The sequence below is a fragment of the Micromonospora sp. NPDC049047 genome, from assembly GCF_040649135.1.
Classification (GTDB): domain Bacteria; phylum Actinomycetota; class Actinomycetes; order Mycobacteriales; family Micromonosporaceae; genus Micromonospora.
In genome coordinates, this window is sequence record NZ_JBEZEY010000001.1 from 214,189 (window position 1) to 232,493 (window position 18,305).

19 protein-coding genes are annotated in these 18,305 nt (G+C 71.9%); 9 read left to right on the forward strand and 10 right to left on the reverse strand.

The window, feature by feature from the left end:
* Positions 1-156 precede the first annotated feature (156 nt).
* Both AB0B86_RS00875 and AB0B86_RS00880 read right to left on the reverse strand, forming a co-directional pair.
* Positions 157-993 carry an oxidoreductase gene (locus AB0B86_RS00875; protein WP_357409696.1) on the reverse strand — a complete coding sequence of 279 codons (837 nt, stop codon included), beginning with the start codon at positions 991-993 and terminating at the stop codon, positions 157-159.
* 33 nt (positions 994-1,026) lie between these two features.
* Positions 1,027-1,359, reverse strand: a complete 333-nt coding sequence (locus AB0B86_RS00880) for a nuclear transport factor 2 family protein (RefSeq protein ID WP_357409698.1) — start codon at positions 1,357-1,359, stop codon at positions 1,027-1,029.
* 199 nt (positions 1,360-1,558) lie between these two features.
* Here AB0B86_RS00880 and AB0B86_RS00885 point away from each other — a divergent pair, with 199 nt between their 5' ends.
* Positions 1,559-1,945 (forward strand): DUF2267 domain-containing protein, encoded by a 387-nt coding sequence (locus AB0B86_RS00885; RefSeq protein WP_357409700.1) that lies wholly within the window; start codon positions 1,559-1,561, stop codon positions 1,943-1,945.
* A gap of 45 nt (positions 1,946-1,990) precedes the next feature.
* Here AB0B86_RS00885 and AB0B86_RS00890 read toward each other — a convergent pair whose 3' ends face one another.
* Together AB0B86_RS00890 and AB0B86_RS00895 are read right to left on the reverse strand one after the other, a co-directional pair.
* Positions 1,991-4,396, reverse strand: a complete 2,406-nt coding sequence (locus AB0B86_RS00890) for a ricin-type beta-trefoil lectin domain protein (protein ID WP_357409702.1) — start codon at positions 4,394-4,396, stop codon at positions 1,991-1,993.
* Between the two features lie 248 nt (positions 4,397-4,644).
* On the reverse strand, positions 4,645-5,514 hold the full coding sequence (locus AB0B86_RS00895) for a copper resistance protein CopC (protein WP_357414747.1): 870 nt from the start codon (positions 5,512-5,514) through the stop codon (positions 4,645-4,647).
* A 125-nt stretch (positions 5,515-5,639) separates the two neighbouring features.
* Between AB0B86_RS00895 and AB0B86_RS00900 the strand changes: the two genes are divergently transcribed.
* Genes AB0B86_RS00900 through AB0B86_RS00910 form a run of 3 tightly spaced genes read left to right on the forward strand, consistent with a single transcriptional unit; the run spans position 5,640 to position 8,255 of the window.
* Complete coding sequence (locus tag AB0B86_RS00900; protein ID WP_357409706.1) at positions 5,640-6,104, forward strand: hypothetical protein; 465 nt, start codon at positions 5,640-5,642, stop codon at positions 6,102-6,104.
* 5 nt (positions 6,105-6,109) lie between these two features.
* Positions 6,110-7,450, forward strand: coding sequence for a hypothetical protein (locus AB0B86_RS00905; RefSeq protein WP_357409708.1), 1,341 nt, complete (start codon positions 6,110-6,112; stop codon positions 7,448-7,450).
* 37 nt (positions 7,451-7,487) lie between these two features.
* Positions 7,488-8,255 (forward strand): nucleotidyltransferase domain-containing protein, encoded by a 768-nt coding sequence (locus AB0B86_RS00910; protein ID WP_357409711.1) that lies wholly within the window; start codon positions 7,488-7,490, stop codon positions 8,253-8,255.
* A 26-nt stretch (positions 8,256-8,281) separates the two neighbouring features.
* Here AB0B86_RS00910 and AB0B86_RS00915 read toward each other — a convergent pair whose 3' ends face one another.
* Together AB0B86_RS00915 and AB0B86_RS00920 are read right to left on the reverse strand one after the other, a co-directional pair.
* Positions 8,282-8,818 carry a GNAT family N-acetyltransferase gene (locus AB0B86_RS00915; protein WP_357409713.1) on the reverse strand — a complete coding sequence of 179 codons (537 nt, stop codon included), beginning with the start codon at positions 8,816-8,818 and terminating at the stop codon, positions 8,282-8,284.
* Positions 8,819-8,827: 9 nt separating this feature from the next.
* Positions 8,828-9,103, reverse strand: a complete 276-nt coding sequence (locus AB0B86_RS00920; RefSeq protein WP_357409715.1) for a hypothetical protein — start codon at positions 9,101-9,103, stop codon at positions 8,828-8,830.
* A 208-nt stretch (positions 9,104-9,311) separates the two neighbouring features.
* Here AB0B86_RS00920 and AB0B86_RS00925 point away from each other — a divergent pair, with 208 nt between their 5' ends.
* Positions 9,312-9,455 carry a hypothetical protein gene (locus AB0B86_RS00925; RefSeq protein WP_357409717.1) on the forward strand — a complete coding sequence of 48 codons (144 nt, stop codon included), beginning with the start codon at positions 9,312-9,314 and terminating at the stop codon, positions 9,453-9,455.
* Between the two features lie 579 nt (positions 9,456-10,034).
* Here AB0B86_RS00925 and AB0B86_RS00930 read toward each other — a convergent pair.
* Positions 10,035-11,429: an FAD-dependent oxidoreductase gene (locus AB0B86_RS00930; RefSeq protein ID WP_357409719.1), complete on the reverse strand. Its 1,395-nt coding sequence runs from the start codon at positions 11,427-11,429 to the stop codon at positions 10,035-10,037.
* 167 nt (positions 11,430-11,596) lie between these two features.
* Here AB0B86_RS00930 and AB0B86_RS00935 point away from each other — a divergent pair, with 167 nt between their 5' ends.
* Positions 11,597-12,070 carry a hypothetical protein gene (locus AB0B86_RS00935; RefSeq protein ID WP_357414748.1) on the forward strand — a complete coding sequence of 158 codons (474 nt, stop codon included), beginning with the start codon at positions 11,597-11,599 and terminating at the stop codon, positions 12,068-12,070.
* Between the two features lie 59 nt (positions 12,071-12,129).
* Here AB0B86_RS00935 and AB0B86_RS00940 read toward each other — a convergent pair whose 3' ends face one another.
* Complete coding sequence (locus tag AB0B86_RS00940) at positions 12,130-13,749, reverse strand: DivIVA domain-containing protein (protein ID WP_357414750.1); 1,620 nt, start codon at positions 13,747-13,749, stop codon at positions 12,130-12,132.
* Positions 13,750-13,980: 231 nt separating this feature from the next.
* Positions 13,981-15,555, reverse strand: coding sequence for a bifunctional NAD(P)/FAD-dependent oxidoreductase/class I SAM-dependent methyltransferase (locus tag AB0B86_RS00945; protein WP_357409724.1), 1,575 nt, complete (start codon positions 15,553-15,555; stop codon positions 13,981-13,983).
* A gap of 76 nt (positions 15,556-15,631) precedes the next feature.
* Here AB0B86_RS00945 and AB0B86_RS00950 point away from each other — a divergent pair, with 76 nt between their 5' ends.
* The 3 genes from AB0B86_RS00950 (at position 15,632) to AB0B86_RS00960 (ending at position 17,771) form a co-directional block, all read left to right on the forward strand.
* Positions 15,632-16,234 carry a helix-turn-helix domain-containing protein gene (locus AB0B86_RS00950; RefSeq protein WP_357409727.1) on the forward strand — a complete coding sequence of 201 codons (603 nt, stop codon included), beginning with the start codon at positions 15,632-15,634 and terminating at the stop codon, positions 16,232-16,234.
* A 75-nt stretch (positions 16,235-16,309) separates the two neighbouring features.
* Positions 16,310-16,903 (forward strand): hypothetical protein, encoded by a 594-nt coding sequence (locus tag AB0B86_RS00955; RefSeq protein ID WP_357409729.1) that lies wholly within the window; start codon positions 16,310-16,312, stop codon positions 16,901-16,903.
* Positions 16,904-16,937: 34 nt separating this feature from the next.
* Entirely contained in the window at positions 16,938-17,771 is an 834-nt protein-coding gene (locus AB0B86_RS00960) for an alpha/beta hydrolase (protein WP_357409731.1), read from the forward strand.
* 73 nt (positions 17,772-17,844) lie between these two features.
* On the opposite strand, the gene AB0B86_RS00965 is transcribed toward AB0B86_RS00960, so the two are convergent.
* A complete protein-coding gene (locus AB0B86_RS00965) occupies positions 17,845-18,174 on the reverse strand; it encodes a TraR/DksA C4-type zinc finger protein (protein WP_357409734.1) in 330 nt (109 codons plus the stop codon).
* Positions 18,175-18,305: the final 131 nt, after the last annotated feature.

Consider the following 18,305-nt stretch of genomic DNA (forward strand, 5'->3'; position numbering starts at 1 on the left):
AGTGCGCCATCGGGCAGCAGCAACCCTTCTCTAGCGACAGCTGGTTGTCGGCACATCATGTCACCTGTTGGTGCGTTGGCTGCCCCACCCGTTCGGCGCTCGATCCGGCGACGCGCGGTCATGCCGGGCGCGTCGCCCGCCTGACGGCCGGGTCGGTCAGGGGGCTGGGTCGAAGGCGATGGACTCGCTCAGCTCGCGCCACCGCGCATCCGAGGCGGCCAGGGCCTCGGCGGCGGCCGAGGCGCCCGCCACCGCGTCGGCGCCGAGAAGCAGCCGCAGGGGCGGGTCCTCGACCCGGGTGATCCGGATGATCGCCTGGGCGGCTCGGGCCGGGTCGCCCGGCTGGTTGCCGCTGGCCTGGCGGAGCCGCTGCACGGCCGGGTCGATGACCGGCTGGTACGGGTCGCTGATCGGCAGCATGCTCATCGAGGAGCCAGCCCAGTCGGTCCGCAACGCGCCCGGCTCGACGGTGGTGATCCGGATTCCGAATCCCTCGACCTCCTTGGCGAGCACCCCGGAGAAGCCGCTGACCGCCCACTTGGCGGACTGGTACGCGCCCAGGCCGGTGCTGGCGACCCGGCTGCCGACGCTGGAGATCTGGACGATGTGCCCGTGCCCCTGGGCGCGCATCGCCGGCAGGACCGCCCGGGAGAGGTTGACCACTCCGTAGAAGTTGGCCTCGATCTGGGCCCGGAAGTGCTCCTCCGGCATGTCCTCGATCGCGGCGACGTCGGCGTACCCGGCGTTGTTCACCAGGATGTCCAGGCTGCCGAACGCGTCGATGGTTGCGCGGGCGACGGCGTGGGCGGCCTCCGGGTCGGTGACGTCGAGGGCCACCGTCCGGACCCGCTCGCCGTACCTGTCGCTCAGGGCGTCGAGCTGCGACGGGGTGCGGGCGGTGGCGACGAGGTGGTCGCCGTCGGCGAGCACCGCTTCGGCGAGCGCCCGACCGAGACCCCGGGAACAACCGGTGATGAGCCAGACTCGGGGCACGTGGTCTTCTCCTGACGGGCGGGCGGGCGGCGGTTACGGGCGGATGTCGAGCGCGCCGACCAGCTCGTCGCGCAGCGTGAACCGGTAGCGCAGTTCGATCGGGCTGCCCGGGAAGTCGCCGGACACCCGGGTGCGGACCAGGTACGAGTCGCCCGCCTGCGCTGTGACATCGACCGGTTCGGCCGTGTACGCGTAGGCGTCCATCGTCTTCTGTCGCCAGGCGCGGATCGCGGCCCGTCCGTCGTAGAGCCGGTCCTCGTCGGCGACGCTCGCGGTGTCCGCGAAACAGGCGACGAAGGCATCGAGGTCCCGGTCGTTGACGGCCCGGAAGTACCTGTCGATCACGTCGGGCAGGTCCACCGCCATCTGCTCCTCCTGCGGCGCGGGCCGCCGTCGGGTTCCCGGTCCGACCTCACCGTACGAGAAGCGGCAGGCACCGCGCGGCGCAACGAACAGAACGACGGGGCAGTGCCCGCGTACGGCGTGGTGGCCGTCCGGGCTGGCGGGCGGGTTTGTCACAGGTGGGCCCGGGTAGGCACGCCTTTCCGGAGCGAAGGGCGGGGGCATGGCCGAGCTGGGGTTCGTCGACAAGGTTGCGGCGCGGGCGGGCATTCCGCCGGAGCCGGCGCGCGTACTGACCGAGGCTGTCCTGCGCACCCTCACCGAGCGCCTCAGCGGCGGTGAGGCGGGCGCGTTGGCCCCCCACCTGGCCGACGAGTTGAGCCCGTTGCTGGTCAAGGCCGCCGAGGCGCCGGAGGCGTTCGGCTACGACGAGTTCCTGCGGCGGGTGGCCGACCGCGCCGGGATCGACAGGCCCGCCGCCGAGCGGGGCGCCCGCGCCGTCCTGCAGACGATGCACCGGGTGGTCGGGCACCGGGAGTTCGAGGACGCCCTGGCGCAACTCCCGGCGCAGCTGAGGGCGTTGGCCCAGCCACTGCCGCACGGCCCCTGAGGGGACGTACGCCGACCCGTCGGTCGGCGCACGCCCCACCCGGGATCAGCCGGTCACGCCGCTACCGATCACCCACTTCTGATGTGCGCCGCCCGCGTACGTGCCGAGCTGGATCTGGGTGCCGTTGGCGGTGCTGCCGCCGGCGGCCTCCAGCACCTTGCCCGACTGCGGGTTGCGGATCGACCCGTCGGACTGTGGCTGCCAGCTCTGCGCGCCGGTGCCGTTGCAGGTCCAGAGCTGGACCTTCGTGCCGTTCGCGGTGCCGCCGTTGTCCACGTCCAGGCACTTGCCGAGGACCCGGTACGTGTCGTCGAGCCGTGTCCAGGACTGGGCGGCGGTGCCGTTGCAGGTGTAGAGCTGGATCTTCGTGCCATCGGCCAGGCCGGAGTTGTCGACGTCCAGGCACTTGCCGCCGGCACCGGTGATGGTGCCGCCGGTCGGCGGCGGTGGGCTACCCGGAATGGAGTTGAGCGTGTACCACGCCTCGGTGCTCCACAGCGACTGGCCGCTGGTGGAGGTGAAGGGGCGCGGCGAGCGCAGGTGCACCACCCGACCGGCCTTGCGACCGGGCACCGTGAGGCTCACCTTCCTCCCGTCCGACGAGAGGGTGGCCGAGGTGACGGTGAGCGTCTCCTCGTCGATCTTCGGCCCGCCATAGTTGGACGTGGCCACGTACCGCCACTGCCTGACCTTGTATCGGGCGGCCAGGTCGGCGGCGGTCTCCGTCGAGACGGGCTGGGTGTACTCCACCTCGAAGCCGGTAGTGGTGGCCCGCATGGCGAGCATCTCGAACGCGGTGGTACTGGTCGGGGTGAGCTTCTGCAGGCCGTACGACAGCTTGCCGGTCTGACCCCAGTTGCCGCCCGCGCCGAGCCCGCCGACGTAGATCGCGCCGTCCGGGCCGATGTTGACCTCCGAGACGCCCGCCTCCAGGCCCTGGGTGAGCCGGAACAGCGCGCCCTGGTACTCGCCGTTGATTTTCTCCACATTGGCCCGTTGCAGGCCGCCGTACGTCACGTCGCCGATGACGAACTGTCCGGCGTATCGGCCGCTGGTCAGGTAGAGCGGCGTGCTGGGGGAGTTGGCGATCTCGTTCTGCGGCATCCAGAGCACCGGCTGCGTGACCTGGGCGGTGTCGAACGGGCCGGCCGGGTTCGTGTAGTGGTTGAAGAACCGGCCCTGCTTGACGTGCAGCAGCTTCGACGAGGGCAGCCAGCCGCCCTGGTTGTCGGTGACGAAGATGCCGCCCTCCGGGCCCCAACCGATGCCGTGCGGGGTACGCAGACCGCCGGCGACGTAGCTGACCGCGCCGGTGTCCTTGTTGACCTTGAGGGTGGTGCCCCGGTTGGCGGCGGGCTGCGGGTTGGTGGTGGCCCCGCCGGAGTTGATCGACACCGACAGGTTCAGGTAGAAGAACCCGTCCTGATAGAGCAACCCGAACGCGAACTCGTGGAAGTTACCGCCATACGGCCAGGTGGCGACGGTTTCCAGGCGTTCGGCCACCTCGTCGCCGCCGGTGTTGACCAGCCGGGTCAGTCGCTGCTTCTCCGAGACGTAGACCACCCCGTCGACGACCTTGAGCCCCTGCGGCTCCTTCAACCCGCTGGCGATCCTCTTGGTGGTCACCGCGCCCGGAGTGGTCGCGCCGCCGGTGTTGCCGAGGATCCAGACCTCACCGTCCTGGGAGGTGCCGGACTGGTCGCTGCCACCCCAGGTCGAGATGACCAGCCGGCCGTCGGTCAGCCAGTCCATCCCGGTGACCTTCGGCTGGAAGCCGTTGGGCCGCAGATTGGTGAGCGTGTAGCCGGGGTGCACGCCGGTCAGTGGCAGGCCGTCGCCGGGGGTGTCGGCGATGCCCTCGCACTCCTTGCGGCCCGGCGCGGTCACCCGGACCACGCCGGCGTCGGTGCTCAACGCCGAGTTCGGTACGACCACGAAGGACGCCGAGCCGGGCGTCTTCCATTCCAGGGTGATCTGCTGCCCGCCACCACGCTCGAAGTGGTCGATGCGCAGCGGGTGCAGACCGGCGGTGAGGGTGACGCTGCCCTCCTTCGGTGGGGTCGCGCCGTGCAGGCCGTCGTGGTTGATCACGACGGTGTTGTCGATCGCCAGCTTGGATCCGTCGTCGCTGCTGAGCCGGAACGTGTAGCTACCGGCCTGGGTGGTGGTGATGTTGCCGAGCACCTGCGAGACGAAGTTGTCCTCGAAGCCGAAGTCGGCCGCCGAGGTCCAGTTGATGGTGGACATGAGTTTGTCCACGTTGGGGGTCTGCGCGGGCTTGAGGGTGCAGAGCTCGGAGAGCGGCACCTGCACGTCGAAGACGCGCAGCGTGACGCCCGGTTCCTGCGCGGGGGCGGCGCTGGCGGGGGCGGCCCAGAGGCCGGTGGTCAGGACGAGCGCGAGCGTGGCCAGGACGGGATGGTGGAGTCGGCGTTGCGGGCGTGGACCCATCGTTCCTCCAAGGGGCGGTGGAGTGTCCGACGGCCGGTGCGAGGCAGCGGTGAGGATGGCCGTCGACCCCGGTTTCGTAACGTCCTCGACGCCGACGAGTGACATTGCGGAAACACCGGGTTGATGGGTCGAGACATTAAAGTGTTTCGATTTGGCTGTCCATGGCTTCGCGTCGATACATCAAAAGTTCTCCATGTCCGCGCGAAAGTCCGTGGTGATACGCGGAGAATGCCGGTTGTCGAGGCGACTCAGCGCCGTCCACGCCGGGCCGGACGACCTGTCTTACCCGAGGAAGCGGACCTACCGACCTTGCCGGTGGACGCGCCGGCCTTGGTGGACGCGCCGGCCTTGGCGGTGGACGCGCCGGACCTGCCGGCCGGCCGACGACCCGGCGTCGACGCCCCGCGCGTGGCGGGTCGGCGCCGCGCGGCCACCAGCACGATCGCGGCGACCACGACGACGATCAGGGCCGGGACCAGCCAGGCCGCGAACCCGCCGCCGGACTTCTCCCCGCTGGCGCCAGCCGGGCTGCTCGCCGCGGCGCCGGTGGGACCCGCCGGGCTGCCGGTCACCGCGGGGCTGGCCGACCCCTCACCCTCGGCCAGGGCCAGCAGCGCCGGCTCCGGCCCGGCCGTGGGCGCCGTCCAACCGGCCGGCGCCGCAGTGGTACGCCCCTGGTAGTCGAAGGTGACCTCGCCGCGTACCGCCTCGCCGTCGGAGGCGACGGAGAGGTAACTGGCGGTGTAGCGGCCCTTCGCCGGCCAGTGCGCGACAGTCACCATGGCCGGGAAACCCGTGTGGTAGAGCCGGGGCTCGAACACGCCGTTGACCATGAAATATTCCGTGACCGGCTTGTCCAGCCGCTTGGGCTCGCCGGATGACCAGCCGTTGTCCACCCGCGAGCCGGTCGGCCCGCTGATGGTGAAGTACGCGTTGGCTGCCGGCTTCTCGGTGAAGTACAACGCCAACTGGGCAAGCGGCTCCCGTACGACGGTGCCGGTCAGCGGGGTCGAGGTCGCCAACTGGCCGTGCGCGGACGCCGCGGCGGCGGGCAGCAGCAGCGACACCACAAGCGTCGCGGCCAACGCCGCCACCGCCCGGCTCAGGATGTTACGCACAGTGACCAGCCTCGATCGCATTCGTTCATCATGGTCATTTCCCCGCCACCGAACAAGACGTAGAGTTCTCCTCCCCGACGATCACCTCGACACCCGTCCCCCCTCGCGTCGTTCGGAGTCCGCCCGTGTTCCTCCGTACCCCCGCAACCCGCACCTCTGTCGCCCTCGCCGCCGGCCTCCTCACCACCCTCCTCGTCGCCGGTTGTGGGCAGGACGACGACCCCTCGGTGGCCACCACGTCCGCACCCTTCACGGCCGCCGCTTCGCCGAGCGCCGCCACCACCGCGCCGAGCCCCACGGCCAGCCCCACCCCCGCCGCACCTGCGGCGGACCGCGAGATCGTCGTGACGATCGCGAAGCGGCGAATCAGTCCGCCGACCGGACGGGTAACCGTGGGTAAGGGCGAGCTGGTGCGGATCACCGTCACCTCCGACGTCTCGGACGAGCTGCACGTGCACGGCTACGACCTGGGTGCCCGGCTGCCGGCCGGCAAGCCCGGCTCGGTGGAGTTCCGCGCCGACCAGACCGGGCTGTTCGAGGTGGAGACGCACGAGACCGAGCTGGTGCTGTTCCAGCTCGTCGTCCGCTGAGCGGGATGACCGCCCCCGCAACGCTGCTGGCGCACGGCGTCGGTGGTCGGCAGGACCTACCGATCACGCTGCCGCAGCTCGTCGTCGCCGCCGCGCTGACCCTCGTCGTCACGTTCCTGGCGCTGGGCCTGCTCTGGCGCGAACCCCGACTCGACCGGGACGCCGCCGGCGGTCGCCCGGTGCCGCGCCGGCTCGCCCAACTCGTCGACGCGCCCGCCTTCCGGTGGGTGCTGCGAGGGCTCGGCCTGCTCGCCGCCGCCTGGTTCTGCCTGGGCCTGCTGGGTGGGCCGGACACCGCGGACAACCCGACGGCCGGCGCGCTCTACGTGCTGCTCTGGGTCGGCCTGGCTCCACTGTCCCTGCTGCTCGGCCCGGTCTGGCGGGCGCTCAACCCGCTGCGCACCGCGCACCTGCTCGGCGCGCTGGCGTTGCGCCGCGACCCGGAGCGTGGGGTTCGTGAGCTGCCGCCGGGGATGGGGATGTGGCCGGCCGCCGTCACCCTGCTCGGGTTCGTCTGGCTGGAACTTGTCGCACCCGACCGGGCCACCCTGCCGGTCATCACCACCTGGCTGGCCGGGTACGCGGTGGTCCTGCTGGTCGGAGCCGTGCTGTTCGGCGCCGGCTGGTTCGACAGCGCCGACCCGTTCGAGGCGTACAGCTCCCTTATCGGTCAGCTCGCCCCGATCGGCCGGGCCGCCGACGGTGTGCTGGTCTGGCGCAACCCGCTCGACGGGATCGCCGGCCTGCGGCCCCGCCCCGGGCTGGTCGCCGTGGTGACCGTGCTGCTCGGCTCGACAATGTACGACAGCCTCTCCAACGCGCCGGGCTGGTTGCGCTTCAGCCAGGAGAACGGCCTGCACCCGGCGGTCACCGGCAGCGCCGGTTTGAGCCTCGTCATCGCCGCCGTCGCGGTGGCGTACCTCGCCGCCACCGGCACCGCGGCGCGCATCGGCCGCGCCGACGCGGACGAGACCCGTGCGGTGCCGGGCGAGATCGCCCACTCCATCGTGCCGATCGCCGTGGGGTACGTGGTGGCGCACTACTACTCGTTGCTGATCCTGGAAGGCCAACGCACCGTCGCGCTGCTCGCCGACCCGCTGGACACCGGCGCCAACTGGCTGGGCACCGCCGACTGGGAACCGCACACCGCGCTCGTCACACCCGCCGGGGTGGCCACCCTGCAGATCACCGTCATCATCCTCGGGCACCTGCTCGGCACCCTGCTCGCCCACGACCGCGCCCTGTACCTGTTCCCCCGGGCCCGGGCGGTGGCCGGCCAGCTACCCCTGCTGGCACTGATGGTCGCCTACACCGTCGCCGGTCTGCTGCTGCTCTACGCGGGGTAGGTCCGGCCCCGTCCCGGCCGGTGCGTCATGATGGCCCGTGCACTCCGATCTTCAGCGCTACCTCGACGACCTGGTCAGCGTCGCCCGAGACGTGCTCGGCACCGACCTGGTCGGCGCGTACGCCGCCGGCTCGGTCGGGCTCGGGGCGTACCAGCCGGGCCGCAGCGACGTGGACGTGGCGCTGCTCAGCGCCGGGCCGCTCACCGGGACAGCCAAGCGGGCGCTGGTGGCCCGGCTGCGGCACGAGGCGCTGCCCTGCCCGGCGCGCGGACTGGAGTTGGTCGTCTACGACCGGGTGGTGGCCGCCTCCGGCACCCCCGAGCCCGGCTTCGAGGTCGAACTGAACAGCGGGGCCGACATGGCGTTCCGCAGCACCCTCGACCCCGCCGACCGCCCGGCCGCCGACGGCCGATTCTGGTACGGCCTCGACCGCAGCATCCTGCACCAGAGTGGACTCGCACTACTCGGGCCGCCCGCGGGGGAGGCCTTCGCCGACCTCGCCCCCGCCGACCTGCGCCGCCTGCTCGTCGACGCGCTGACCTGGTGGCTGGCCCTGCCCACCCCACCGGCCGACCAGCCCGCGCCCGGCACCGAGGACGCCGTGCTCGGCGCCTGCCGATCGCTGGTCCGCCACCGCGACGGCGTCTGGCTGGCCAAAATCGCCGCCGGTCAACGGCTGCTCGACGCCGGCGACCCGGCCGACGTGATCCGTCAGGCGGTCGCCGCGCGGCACGGCGGGCCGCCGCCCACCGGGGCGCAGGCCCGCGCCTTCCAGCAACGGGTACGCGACGAGATCGCCGGGTAGCCACAGCCCCGGCAGGCATGCTCCGCTCAGCGGATCGGCTTCGGATCAAGATCGAGGACCAGCAGGTCCATCGGTGGACCCCACGGCAGAATCGAGGTGCCGATCTGCTGCCACCCGTTGCGCGCGTACACCTTCCGGGCGTGGGATCGGGGGTCGGAGGCGAGGGTGGCGTACCGCTCCGGCCGGTCGGCGAGCAGCCGGCGCATCAGCTCCGCGCCAATTCCCGCACCGCGGTGGCGCGGGTGGACGATCCACTCCATGACCGCCAACTTCGACGCCGCCCGGATGTCGGCGGGCGGGTCGGCCGCAGCGCGCGACCACCAGTGCCCGGCCGGCATGGTCCAGCCGTAGGCGGCACCCACCAGCGACACGCCCTCGGCGACGGTGACGAGGGTGAAACCGGGCCGGACGGCCTCGCCGGGCAGCCCGTCGCGGAAGCGGGCCACCTGGTCGGGGCCCTCCTCGTACGGCGGCGCGGCGTAGACGCACCCGTAGAGGTCGACAAGTGGTCCGAAGAACCGGACCGCGTCGTGGCCGTGGCTTGTGGTGTAGGTCAGGGCCATGTCCGGATGCTAGCCGTGTACCCGTTCCATCAGTTCGCCGTAGACCGGACGGTGCCGCTCGGCATCCGCCACCGCATCGGCGACCTGTCGTGCCACCGCCCGGACGATCTCGTTGTGCTGTTCGGCGGGTAGGTGGTCGAGCAGGTCCGCCGCGAGGCGTAGCCCGTCTGGGACGGATCCGTTGCGGCACAACGCCGCCGCCTGGTGCAGTTGCACCTGCGTGCGCAACCGCCGCTGCGACGGCGGTGGGCAGCGCTTCCACGCTGGCCGGCGTTCGACCGTCATAACAACCGTTCACCACGTCCCACGCCCGGGTGAGGATCCGGGTCTCCGTGTCGCCGGACGCGTCGGCGAAGCGGTGGGCGCTCGCCCGCCACCTGCCGGCGAGCACGGCCTGCCCTGATGCGTTCAGGCGGAGGGCCACGATGACCGACAGCCGGGCAGCGGTGCGGAGAAGCAGTGGCCGGCGGTGCCCGCGATCGGCGGTGATCTGATGGCGCAACACGGTCAGGTCGCGCCCAAGTTGGGTCACCAGCTCGTCGTGCGGACGACGGTAGTAGCCGCAGCCGTAGTCTGCGACGATCTCAACCCACTCATCGACGTCGACATCGGCGGCGGTGCCGAGCCCCTGCCGTAGAACCTCCCACTCGACGAGCCGATCCACGGCGGGCGCCGCCGCGAGCGCGCCCATCGCCTGGAGGACCGTCCTTCTGCGCATGTCCCTGTCGCCTGTAGGCCCTCGTGCGTACTCCGCTTCCAGCGCACCGCCAGCTGATAACGCGCGGTCATAGGCGGCCACCGCCATAGCGTTGGCGGGGCGGTCGCCGCGTTCGATCTGCCCGAGATAGCCGAAGTCGTACGCCGTCAGCTCGGCTCGACCCGTACACCCGTCTGGTCCGAAGCCCGATGGCCCGGCGTCGTGCGGCGAAACGCCGCACACCCCGCTGCGCCCCCTGTGGTGTTGCCGGGCAGACGGAAAACCATGGCCCTGCCGCGAGGCAAGGCTCCGGCTCCGGGCCGAGTTCGATGACAACCTGTCGGGACTGACCATCTACCTGGCCGGCATGTTCTGCCAGGCCACCCAGGACATCCACCACCTGGACCCTTCCCACGGACCCAGCCCGCGCGCGTTGTTCGACCGCTTCCTGGGCTGGGCTCGACGAGAGAGACCGCCGGGTGGGCGAACTGGGTGAGCCGCTGAGAGTGGGCGCGGAGGTCAGCGGACCGGGCGGGACGTGAGTGAGGCGAAGAGCAGGTTGAGCCCCTCGGTCATGGTCGGATGGGTGATGACCGCGTCGCGCAGGGCGGTCCACGGCATCCCGGCGAGCATGGCCAGCTGCACCGAGGTGATCACCTCGCCGGCCTCGGCGCCGAGCAGCGCCGCGCCGAGGATCCGGTCGGTGCTGGTGTCGATGACCGCCTTCCACATGCCCTCGGTCTGGCGCAGGGTGCGCGCCCGGGGGATCGCGGCGACCGGCAGGTGGGCGACCTGGATGTCGTACCCGGCGCGGCGCGCCTCGGTTTCGGTGAGCCCGACCCGGGCCAGCTCCGGGGTGGTGAAGACGGTGTACGGGATCAGCCGGTCGGCGGTGCTGCGTTGGCCACCCGCGAGGTTGGCCCGGATGATCCGGTAGTCGTCGAGCGAGACGTGGGTGAACTGCGGGCTGCCGGCGACGTCACCGGCCGCCCAGGTCCGCTCGGCGCTGGTACGCAGGTGCTCGTCGACCAGCACGAAGCCCCGTTCGGTGCGGCGTACCCCGGCCGCGTCCAGGTCGAGCCCGTCGGTGACCGGCTCCCGGCCGGCCGCCACCAACACGTCATCCCCGGTCACCAGGCTGCCGTCGTCCAACGTCACCCGGAGGGTGCCGTCGACGTCCCGGTCGACGCGGGCAACCGCGACGCCGACGCGCACGTCGATGCCGTCGTCGAGGAAGACGCGGAGGACCGCGTCACTGACGTCGGGATCCTCCCGAGTGAGCAGCCGCGGACCGCCCTCGACAAGGGTCACCGCGCTGCCGAACGACGCGAACATCTGCGCGAACTCCACCCCGACGGTGCCGCCGCCGAGCACCACCAGTCGGGCCGGCAGTCGATCCAGTCGCAGCAGTTCGTCGCTTGTCAGCACCCCGGCCTCGGCCATGCCGGGCACCGCCGGCAGATGCGGACGCGTACCCGTGTTGATGACCACGTCGTCGCCGCGCAGCAGCCGCTCACCGCCGTCGGCGAGCGACACCCGTACGGTCCGGGGGCCGACGAAGCGGGCCTCGCCGATCACCAGGTGCAGGCCGGAGTCGAGGAACTGCTGCCGGTTGGCGGCCACCATCCCCTCGACCACGTCCTGCTTGTGCGCCCGCAACAGGTCCACGTCGACCCGGCCACCCTCGACCGTCAGGCCGAGCGTGGCCGCGTCCCGCAGGTGACGTGCCGCCCGTGCGCTGGTCACCAGGGCCTTCGTCGGGATGCACGCGACGTTGATGCAGCTGCCGCCGATCATGCCGCGTTCGACCATGGCGACCCGTTGCCCGGACCGGGCGACGTCCATGCTCAACGTCTTGCCGGCCTTGCCACCGCCCACCACGAGCAGGTCGAACTCCTCCGGTCGGTCGGTCACCGGGCGCTCCTCTCGGTCACCGGGCAGGCCGGCGGCCACCGCTGGTGCGCGGCGGCCAGCCCAGCCTGCCAGTTCCGCGGAGGCCAGCGGCCCGGTTCCCCGCAGAATCGTCCGAGGTCAACCGCTACCGGCCGGCGGCGGCGGGATGGTTGAGGGATCATCGTCGGATGGCTGATGTCCCATCTCGGTTCCGGGCACGGGTCCGCCACGAGCCGGACCGCTCCTACGCGGTGCTCGTCGAGGGGCCTGCCGGAGAGGTACGGGTCGGCGCCACCCGCAGCATGAGGGAGGTGCGCACTGTGGCCCGCGAGGGCGCGGCCCGCCTGTTCGGCGTGCCGACGGAGCGCATCGCCGATCAGCACCTGGAGGTGGTGGTGCCGCAACCGCCGTACGGGCGCGACGGGCAGTGGGTGCGGATCGTCTCGACCGGTGCGTCCACCGCCGCGGACGACGTCGCCGACCTCGGGGCGGCGGGCCAGGCGCACTGGTACGGCCACGAGGGCGCCTGGTTCGTCACAGTGGCCGGCTCCGGCACCGGCCTCTATCCGGGGGAGTGTCTCGACTTCACACCGGTCCTCACCGACGATGAGGTCGCCGAGCTGCAGAGGTACCTCGCCCGGTCACCCCGACCCTCCCCCTGAGGACGACCGTCGCGGGCCCGGAGCGAACTCGCCCGGGCCCGCGACGACCACGGCCGAGGTCAGTGCCGGGCTGAGCCGTTCTCGCTCACCGGCTGCCCGAAGGCGAGGAACGGCACGGGTGTCGGAGGCTCCGGCCGGGTGAAGATCCGCTCGGGCTCCTGCAGGTGCCCGTCCAGGCCGGCCGTCCGGTCGGACGACGCGGGCACCGGCTCGTCCACAGTGTTCGGCCCGTCGGCGCGCTCACCGTCGGACCGGTCGGCATCGGACTGGTCGGCATCGGACTGGTCTGCCCTCGGCTGATCGGTGCCGGACTGGTCGTCGCCGGGGTGCTCGCCCTCGGCCCGCCCACCACCGGTCCGCTCGACGTAGGGCCGGTCGACGCTCGGCCGGTCGAGGTGCGACCGGGTGCCCACCATCGGGTACTCGGCGGTCTCCGGACCTCCTGCTGCCGCCGCCATCACCGCTGCGGCGGCGAGGTCGGCGACCCGCTTCGCCTCACGCTGCACCCGGGCGCGTACCTCCTTGGCGTGCCGCTCGGCGGAGTCTCCGGCCCGACGGGCCTCCTCCAGCCGGGCGCTCTCGGCGGTGAGGTCCCGGCGGACGTCGCTGAGCCGCTGCTGCATGCGCGACAGCTCGTTCTCCAGCGTCTCGCCCTCCTGCTGGATCTCGGCGAGCTGCTGGCGGGCGGTGTCCAGCTCGGCGTGCAGCTCATCGGCCTCCTGCCGGCGCTCCGCGATCTCCTGCTGGAGGGCGGTGAGCTGCTCCTGGTGACTGGCAGCCTGCTCGTCGGCCCGGTTACGCAGCTCGGTCACGTGTTGCTGGGCCTCGGCCAGCAGCTCGGCGATCTGCTGCTCGGTCGCGTTGCGCTGCTCGGCGAGCTCCTGCTCGGCGGCGGCCTGCTGCTCGGCGATGTCCTGCTCGGCGGCGGTCCGCCGCTCGTTGACCTCCCGCTCCACGTTGGCCTGCCACTGGGCCATCTCCTGCTGGTTCTTGGAGCGGGCCGACTGAAGCTCCTGCTGGATCTGGGTGCGGGCCGACTTCATCAGCGCGTCGGCGGCGACCCGGGTCTGGTTGAGCTGCTGAGCGCTCTGCTCGGTGATCCGTTTCGCCTCGTGCTGGGCGCGCTCGTGGGCGGCCTCCCCGTCGGCGCGCAACTGCTCGGCGTGTTCGCGGATCGCTGTCAACTCGGCCTCGGCCAGGGTGCGCCGCTCCTCGTGCGCCTGCTCCTGTTCGGAACGTCGGGTCGCCAACTCCTCGGACAGGTCCTGCCGGGCCTGCGCGGCCCGCTCCCGGGTGTCCGCGAGGATCCGCTCCGACTCGCTGCGCAGCTCGTTCGCCCGGTCGGTCGCCGACTCGATGATCATCGCGGCCTGCTTGTCGGCGAGCGTCATGATCTCGGCGACCATCGGGCCCAGGTCGTGGATCGAAGCGCGGTCCACCTGCACCGGCTGCTCCCGCATCTCGGCCAGCTCGGTGCGCAACCGCTGCACCTCGGCGGTCAGCTCACGGACCCGGACCGCGGAGCGGCCGTGCTCGCCGCTGAGCATCGCGATCTGGCCGTCGAGCTGCTCCAGGTGCCGATCCACCTGGCGTTTGTCATATCCGCGCAGGGCGAGCTCGAAGCTCGGCCGGGAGGCCGCATCGTCGCGTGCTGCGTGCGGCTCAGCGCCGATGGACATGCACCATCCTCCGTACGATCGGGGGCGTGCGGGTCGGCGGTCGCCTGCCCCGCGGGCCGTGAGTGTGGCGCAACGCTACCGCCGGGCCGACCACATGCGAAGTCCCGCCCCACCACGTCTCGTATCGGCGCGTGCTCCCGTATCGATCATGGAGTTGTGGCGGCTGACATAGGTCATGGACCACCACTATTCCGGCACCACAACTCCATGATCGACGGGGTTCGGGCCGGGCTACCGGCGGCGGGCTACCAGGACGGCGTCGTGCAGGGTTAGCGGCTGGCCGTCCGGGTCGGTGGCTGGACGGGGGCGGGCTTCGGCGGTCACGACCTCCCAGTGGGACGGGTCCAGGCCGGCGGCCACGTCCTCCGCGGTGAACATCATGTCCGGCATGTGCATCCGGCGCGCCGTCGTCCACAGGTCCGACGGGTGGTGCCCGACGATCAGCAGCACACCCCCCGGCGCCACCGCCTCGGCGAGCCGGGCGAACAACTCCCGCCGCTGCGCCGGGGGCAGGTGCATGAACTGCGCGGAGACCAGGTCGTACGCCTGCTCGGCGGGCGGCTTGTCGCGCAGGTCGGCGTGGGTGAACTCGATCCGGTCGCCAACGCCGACGGTGTCGGCGTGCGCGGCGGCCCGGTCCAACGCGGTGGCGGAGATGTCCACAGCCGTCACCCGCCAACCCCGCTCGGCCAGCCACACCGCGTCGGCGCCCTCACCGCTGCCCACGTCCAGCGCCCGCCCCGGAGCCAGGTCGGCGACCTCGGCGACCAGCTGCGGGTTCGGCCGGCCACTCCACACCGAGGGCCGCGACTGGTAGCGCTCCTCCCACGCCGGCTCCTCGAACGCCGTGGCAACCAGCTGCCGGTACGCGGCGACCGCCGTCCGGGTGTCCGCGGCGATGAGGTCGGCGTTGATCGCCGCCGCGGCGGTCAGGCCGGCGGCGGCGGACGTGATCACCTGGCCACGGATGTCCGCCACGTTGCCGGCCACCCAGACGCCTGGGACGCTCGTCGCGCCGCTGGGGTCGGCCGGGATCTGGGCTCCGACGACGTGCTCACCCATCGTCACCTCCTCCGGGGCGAGGCCCAGCCCCACCAGCAGGCCGGCGCGCGGAGTCAGCCGCGTCGCGACCACCACCGCGTCCAGCGCCACCACCCGGCCGTCGGCCAGCCGTACGCCGGTGAGCGCGTCCCCGGTCACCTCCAGCGCGGCGACCGGACCCGGCACGACAGCGATGCTGCGGGCGGCGAGCCGTTCGGCGGTCTCCGCGTCCGGGGCCGGGGCGTCGTGCAGCAGAAGCAGCACACTGTCGCTCCACTGCCGCCACATCTCGGCCTGGTGCACGCCCAACGGTCCGGTGGCCAGGACGCCGATCCGCTGGTCCCGGGCCTCCCAGCCGTGGCAGTACGGGCAGTGCAGCACGTCGCGCCCCCACCGCTGGGCCAGGCCGGGCACGTCGGGCAGCTCGTCGGTCAGCCCGGTGGTCACCAGCAGTCGGCGGGCCCGTACCGAGCCCCCGTCGGCGAGGTCGAGCCGGAACCCGTCGTCGTCGCGGGTCGCGGTCGCCACCTCTCCGGTGCGGAACTGCCCGCCGTACCCGGCGACCTCGGCCCGCCCGAGGGCGAGCAGCTCGCCCGGCGGCGTCCCCTCCCGGCCCAGATAGTTGTGCACATGGCCGGCGGGCGCGTTGCGCGGCTCGCCAGCGTCGATCACCAGCACCGACCGTCGGGCCCGGCTCAGCGCCAGGGCCCCGCTGAGCCCCGCGGCGCCGCCGCCCACCACCACCACGTCGTATGTCTCGTCCACCGGTATCCCCCTGTCACCTTGTCAGCTGAGCCCACCATCCGTCGTCGCCGGCAACCTGGCAACTATCCTTGCCGTTATGGCAAACGAGGACACCGCCGCGCTGGCGGCCGTCGGCCCCCGGCTGCGCGCCCTGCGTCAGCAGCGCGGAATCACCCTGACCCAGCTCGCCGACCTGACCGGCATCTCCGTGAGCACCCTGTCCCGGCTGGAATCCGGCAGTCGCCGGCCCACCCTTGAGCTGCTGCTCCCGTTGGCGAGGGCCTACCAGGTGGCGCTTGACGAACTGGTCGACGCGCCGGCCACCGGCGACCCCCGGGTACGCCCCAAGCCGATCGTCATCCACGGCGTGACGCACCTGCCGCTGACCCGCCGACCGGGCGGTGTCCAGGCGTTCAAGCAGATCTTTCCGCCGGATCCGTCCGCCGGGGGCCGGATCCCGCAGGTTCACGAGGGGTACGAGTGGCTCTACGTGCTCTCCGGCCGGTTACGCCTGCTGCTCGGCGACCGTGATCTGACGTTGACCCCCGGGGAGGTGGCCGAGTTCGACACCCGTATTCCGCACCTCTTCTTCAACCCCGGCCCCGGCACCGCCGAAGCCCTCAGTCTCTTCGGGCCGCAGGGGGAGCGGCTGCACGTCCGGGCCCGACCGGCCCCGCGCGGCACGTCCGCTGATCGCTGACCAGCGCGCGACTCCACCTCCTCGTGTAGATCATCCGCAGCCGGACCGCTTGCGGACGGTTCCTACCCTCCGGTCATGACCACGGGGCGGGCGAGCGGGCTGAGCACGGTGCAGGGTTACTACTGGCACGCCGTCCTGCTCGGAGATCGCTCGCTGGCGCGTCGCCTGCACCCGAGGGCGTTTCTCGACAAGAGAGCCTTGGGGGGCGTCTTGGTGGGAATGTTCCGGGTCGCGCTCGGCTGGCTCGCTCCCGACCCGGGCAACCCTGCCGAGATTCGCCAGTTCGCCGAGTGGGTGAGCAAATACACCTACCCGACGTACGGCGTCCCCGCGGACGAGGTGTCGCTGCTCATTCTTCGGGAGCTGGGGGAGGCGCCGGACGACGACGTCACACCCGCGCATCCGGGCATCGCGGAGTTGGCGGTGGTCATGACCGCCGTGCGTGATCTTGAGCTTAAGCCCGGTCACTTCGATCGTATGATCAGCGGGGGAGAGGAGTTCGCGAGGCAGTTGGGCATCAACCTCGCCGCCTATCGCCCCGGGCCCGTCATGCGGTGGCGCTTCGAGATGGCAGAAGGTCGTTGGTACGGGTACTCGGCCCGGAAACGCTGGGGCGCGGAGCGGATGGGCGCCTTCGTCGACTCGTGGCGGAACGACGACGCCGTCTGAGAGGCAGAGTCCGCCCCGGTGCGAAGATGGTGCGATGACCGACGCGGCACACCGGCACGGGAGCGACCGGATCGAGTACCGCGACATCGTCGTGAACGAGGTCGCCGGATTCCGCCCGCTGACGTTGGACCTCGTCGTGCCGGCGGCGGTTTCCGGTCCGGTCCCGGTCCTGGTCTGGATCCACGGCGGCGCGTGGCTGTTCGGCTCGCCCAAGCACCCGGCGGACTGGCTCATGCGAGCGGATCCGTTCACCGCCGCGCTACGCGCCGGATTCGCTGTCGCCTCAGCGCAGTACCGGCTCAGCGGCGAGGCGGCTTTTCCCGCTCAGCTCGACGACGTCAAGGCGGCCGTGCGCTGGCTACGTCGCAATGGCGACCAGGTGGGCGTGGACCGCGAACGGATCGGGGTGTGGGGAGAGTCGGCCGGCGGGCATCTGGCCGCGCTTGTCGCGCTGACCGGGAACGATCAGGACGACAGCCGCGTCCAGGCGGCGGTCTGCTGGTACGCGCCGACGAACCTGCTGACCATGCAGTCGCAGGCGCACCCGGCCGCGACGATCGACCACGACGCTGTGGACTCACCCGAGTCCCTGCTGATCGGAGCCGCGTTGGCCGAGCACCCGGAGGTGGGCCGGGCGGCCAGTCCGATCGCCTACGTGACCGGCCAGGCCCCACCCATCCTGTTGGTGCACGGCGACCAGGATCTGGTGGTGCCGGTCGGGCAGAGCGAGGAGCTTGCCGCAGCACTGGCCGCCGCGGGTGCCGAGGTCGAGTTGTCGGTGGTGCCGGGCGCCGACCACTGCTTCGCCGGCGTACCGCTGGAACCACTGGTCCAGGACAGTCTGGCGTTCTTCACCCGCGTCCTCTGATCATTGCCCGGCCGGACCGCTCGCGGGGTCGGACCGGTTCCGTCCGGTCCGACCCCGCGCGCCCTGCCCGGTGTCACCCCTTCTGCTTCTCCTGGCACGGCACGCAGCAGCGGACATGCGGGAGAACCTCGAGGCGCTCGGCCGGGATGCGCTCGCCGCACCTCTCGCAGACACCGTAGGTGCCATCCGCGATCCGGCTGAGCGCACCGGTGATCTGCTCGAGGTGGCGGCGGGTGGCCACCAGCAGAGCGGCCCGGTTGTGGGCCTCGCCGGGGTCGCCGGTGTCCGCGTTGAGTTCGGTCAGTTCCCGTAGCCGAGCCGTCTGCGTCGCGAATTCGTCCGCCAGGGACGCGCGCAGATCAGCCAGCCAACCGTGCTCGGCTGCGCGTTGGTCGATGCTCATGGTCAGCCCTTCGAAAAGAGTGGGAAAAAGAAAAAGGGCCGAAGCCTGAGTAGCTTCGCCCTGCGGTCGTTCTGGGATGCAACGATTCCGCGGGTGGGCCTCGGCCGGCGCGCACCGGGCGCGACATGCGG